Raw genomic sequence first — 3,454 nt, forward strand, 5'->3', positions numbered from 1 at the left:
GCGGTGGGGGGTCAGCGGCGGTGGGGTTCCAGGGCGCGCATGTAGTCCACCAGGCGGACCCCGATCTCGAAGGGGACGTCGGCGCCGTCCAGGACGGGGTCGTTCCAGGTCTCCGAGACGCGGCGCCAGCCGCCGCGGCCCAGGAACGCGCCGGTGACGGCGTCGCCGCCGAGCCCGGGCCGCCAGGCGGCCTCGGCGGCCAGCAGCCGCGCCAGCGCGGCCTCGTTGTCGGGCTCGGCACGGTGCTCGGCGTGGAAGCCGATCTCCAGCGCGCGGTCGCGGGCACCGGGCGCCAGCTCGGCGGGGATGATCTGGGCCTCGTAGTGCTCGCGCTGCGGCTCGCCGCCGCCGAACCACGCCTTCAGGCCGTGGTGGCGCACCTGCAGCTGCGGGCGGCCGAGCCCCGGCGGGACCGACCCCCGCACGACCTCGGCGACCTGGTCGAAAAGCTCCCAGTCCGTCACGATCCCGATCTTATGGGGTGCCGCCGACGACGCGATCGCGCCGATCGCCGCGCGTGACCGCGCCGATCGCCGCGCCGGTCGTTGTGTCGGTGGCGGGCGGTAGCGTCCGCGGGGTGCGACCCACCGATGTTCAACGCCTGACCGTTGCCCAGACCGTCGACCGCTACACCGAGATGGTGCGGGCCAAGACCTCGACCGGCGCGCTGGCGCCCAGCACCGCCGAGGTGTACGCGCGGGACGCGGTGACGTTCGCGGCGCTGGCCGGCCCCGACCGGATCCTGGACGACCTGACCGGCGGGGACGTCGACGAGGTGCTGCTGAGGTTCGCCCGCAAACCCGACGGCCGCCGCGCGGCGCGCGACGGTGTCCCCCCGCGCAACGACCCGTCCCAGACCACCTCGCCGCAGGGCGGTCCCGTGCAGAGCGCGGCGTCGCAGGCGCGGTTCCGGCGTTCGGTGTCGGCGTTCTTCCAGTACGCGCTGGTGGCGGGCTGGGTGCAGCTGAGCCCGATGCAGGCGGTGACGCTCAAGCCCAAGCAGCGGGGCGGGCTGCGCGCCGAGCGCCGCGCGCTGACCACCGAGCAGGCCGAGGGCCTGCTGGGCGCCGCGCGGCGGCTCGCGCAGGACGAGCACGCCGCGCCGCCCGCGGCGGGCAAGCGCTCCGACCAGCGCACCGAGCTGCGCGACGGCCTGATCGTGCTGCTGCTGGCCGCGGTCGGGCCCCGGGTGTCGGAGCTGACCCGGGCCAACGCCGAGGACTTCTTCGTCAACGCCGGCACCCGCTACTGGCGGATCTTCGGCAAGGGCGGCCGGACCCGCGACGTGCCCCTCCCCCGCCCCGTCACCGACCTGCTGGACGCCTACCTGCGCGACGGGCGCCCGCTGCTGGACCGGGGCCGCGAGCCCAAGGCGCTCCTGCTGTCGTGGCGCGGGCGGCGGCTGGCCCGCGGCGACGTGCAGGCCGTCATCGACCGGGTCCGGGCCCGCGTGGAACCCGGACGGCGGCGCGGCGTCACCCCGCACGGCCTGCGCCACACCACCGCCACGCACCTGCTGGCCGCCGCGACCGACATGGACGCCGTCCGCCGCGTCCTCGGCCACTCCGACCTGTCGACCCTCGGCCGCTACCGCGACGAACTCCCCGGCGAGCTGGAGGCGGCGATGCGCGTCCACCCCCTCCTCGGCCCGGTCGACCGCCCCTGACCCCCTGCCCGTCCACAGCGCCGGGAAGGTCGTCGTCACCGTGTGGCGGCCGCCCCGCGGCTCCTGTGGGAAGCCGCCACCGCGCCGCGCCGGGCCCGCGCGGTGCTCCGATCGGCTCGGCCGTGGGCGCCGCCCGACCGCCTGCTCTGGTTGCGGTGGGCGGTGCGCCGCGGGTCGGCCGGGTGGAGCGTCCGAGGGCCCGGCCGGGGGTGGGTGGGTCAGCTGGCGCCGGTTCCGGAGGCGCTGCTCCTGCATGCTGGACACGCCCTCGGCCGTGCCCCGATCCTCAGGACGCCGGGTCGCCTTGCCGGGACGTCCGGACGCCGGGAACGGGCGCGGGACCTGCTGGATGCGCCCGCCAGGCGAGACGGCCGGCGGGCGGCGCTCGCCCCGATCATCTCTGTCGAGGTGGGCGGCTGGTGGAGCGCGGCAGCCAGTGGGAGGCGCTTGCCCTGATCATCTCTGCCAGGGGCGGCGACGGTCGCTGAGGACCGGCGGCGGGAGGCGCTCAGCCGCACCGTCCCTGTCAGGGGGCGGCGCGGGCCGCGGTGAGCAGGGACCGGGCCAGCGCGTAGGCCCCGGCCAGGTCGGTGCCGCGGTAGTCGAGGGCGGCGAGGTCGGCCAGATGGTGGTCGGCGTTGACCGCGACCGTGTTCCCCAGATGCCGGAACAGGGGCGCGTCCGACATCGAGTCGCCGTAGGCGACGCACTGCGCGGCCGTGAGCCCGTGGCGGACGCGCAGTTCCTCGGCGATGCGGACCTTGTCCCCCGGGGTCAGGACGCCCGCCGGGTCCAGCGGCGCGGTGAACGGCGGCGGCGGGAAGCGGGAGGCGACGACGTCGTCGAAGCCCAGGTCGAGCAGGTGGCGGGCGAAGAAGTCGGGCGACATGGTGATGACCGCGGAGTGCTCGCCGCGCGAGCGGATGTCGGCGCAGACGCCGGCGATGCCCTCCAGCCAAGGCCCGGCGGCGTAGGCGGCGGCGACCGCGGCGGGCGTCAGGTCGCGCCACAGGCGGTGGATCTCGGCGGAGAACCCCCGGGTGTCCAGGGTCCCGGCGGCGAAGCGCGCCTCCAGGGCGTGCAGCTCGGGCAGCGTGCCCAGTTGCCGGGCGACCTCGAGGTTGGCGGTGGAGCCGCTCAGCAGCGTCCCGTCCATGTCGAAGATGTGCAGGTATCCCACAAGGTGAGCAGTCTGTCCCATGGACGGGCGGGAACGCGAACCCATATCCCCAGGCCGGACGCATCCGCCCCCCGACGAACCCGGCCCCCGGACGGGTCCGCCGCACCGGCCGGGCGGCCGGTGCCGCGCCGGGGACGCGGCCCGGGGCGCGGGCGGTCAGCGGTCCTCGCGGGAGGGCCACACCGCGTAGGTGATCAGGACGGCGGCCCAGATGCCCAGCGGCACCACCGGCCAGAAGAACCGCCACTCCCCCGCCCGCAGCGACGTCACCGCCCAGATCACCGTCATGATCACCGCGCCGCCCGCCCAGTGGCCCCACTCGTCGAACCACTCGCGCCTGGCCGCCAGGGCCCGGGCGGCGCCGCGGGCCTTCTCCGCCCGGGCCAGCGCGGCCCGCGAGACCGGCAGGTCCCCGGTCAGGGCCGCCAGGTCGGCGCAGGTGGCGGCGGCGACGGCGCGCTCCAGTCGCCGGTCGTACTCGGCGGCGTCCAGCGCCCCCTCGGCCAGTGCGTCCCCCAGGTGCTCGATGGCGGCGTCGCGATCGCCGTCGGACGCGCGGACCCGCCCACCGGCCCCGGCCCCGTCCGCGCCCATATCCGCGCCCATGG

General features: G+C 76.9%; 4 protein-coding genes. 1 reads left to right on the forward strand and 3 read right to left on the reverse strand.

Features of this window, described 5'->3' with window-relative positions:
- Positions 1-11: 11 nt before the first annotated feature.
- Positions 12-464, reverse strand: a complete 453-nt coding sequence (locus E1298_RS45300) for a hypothetical protein (RefSeq protein WP_131903547.1) — start codon at positions 462-464, stop codon at positions 12-14.
- Positions 465-577: 113 nt separating this feature from the next.
- Here E1298_RS45300 and E1298_RS45305 point away from each other — a divergent pair, with 113 nt between their 5' ends.
- Positions 578-1,666: a tyrosine-type recombinase/integrase gene (locus tag E1298_RS45305; protein WP_131903548.1), complete on the forward strand. Its 1,089-nt coding sequence runs from the start codon at positions 578-580 to the stop codon at positions 1,664-1,666.
- A 526-nt stretch (positions 1,667-2,192) separates the two neighbouring features.
- Here E1298_RS45305 and E1298_RS45310 read toward each other — a convergent pair.
- Both E1298_RS45310 and E1298_RS45315 read right to left on the reverse strand, forming a co-directional pair.
- Positions 2,193-2,867, reverse strand: a complete 675-nt coding sequence (locus E1298_RS45310; RefSeq protein WP_341770712.1) for an HAD family hydrolase — start codon at positions 2,865-2,867, stop codon at positions 2,193-2,195.
- Positions 2,868-3,002: 135 nt separating this feature from the next.
- Positions 3,003-3,454 (reverse strand): DUF1707 SHOCT-like domain-containing protein (locus tag E1298_RS45315; RefSeq protein WP_243726240.1); only part of this gene is annotated, 452 nt, incomplete at its 5' end.

Origin of the sequence: Actinomadura rubrisoli (assembly GCF_004349215.1) — a bacterium.
Taxonomy (GTDB): Bacteria; Actinomycetota; Actinomycetes; order Streptosporangiales; family Streptosporangiaceae; genus Spirillospora; species Spirillospora rubrisoli.

Excerpts from the sequence above, each read along its gene's own strand:
- E1298_RS45310 (WP_341770712.1), bottom strand. The coding sequence starts at position 2,867 with ATGGGACAGACTGCTCACCTTGTGGGATACCTGCACATCTTCGACATG.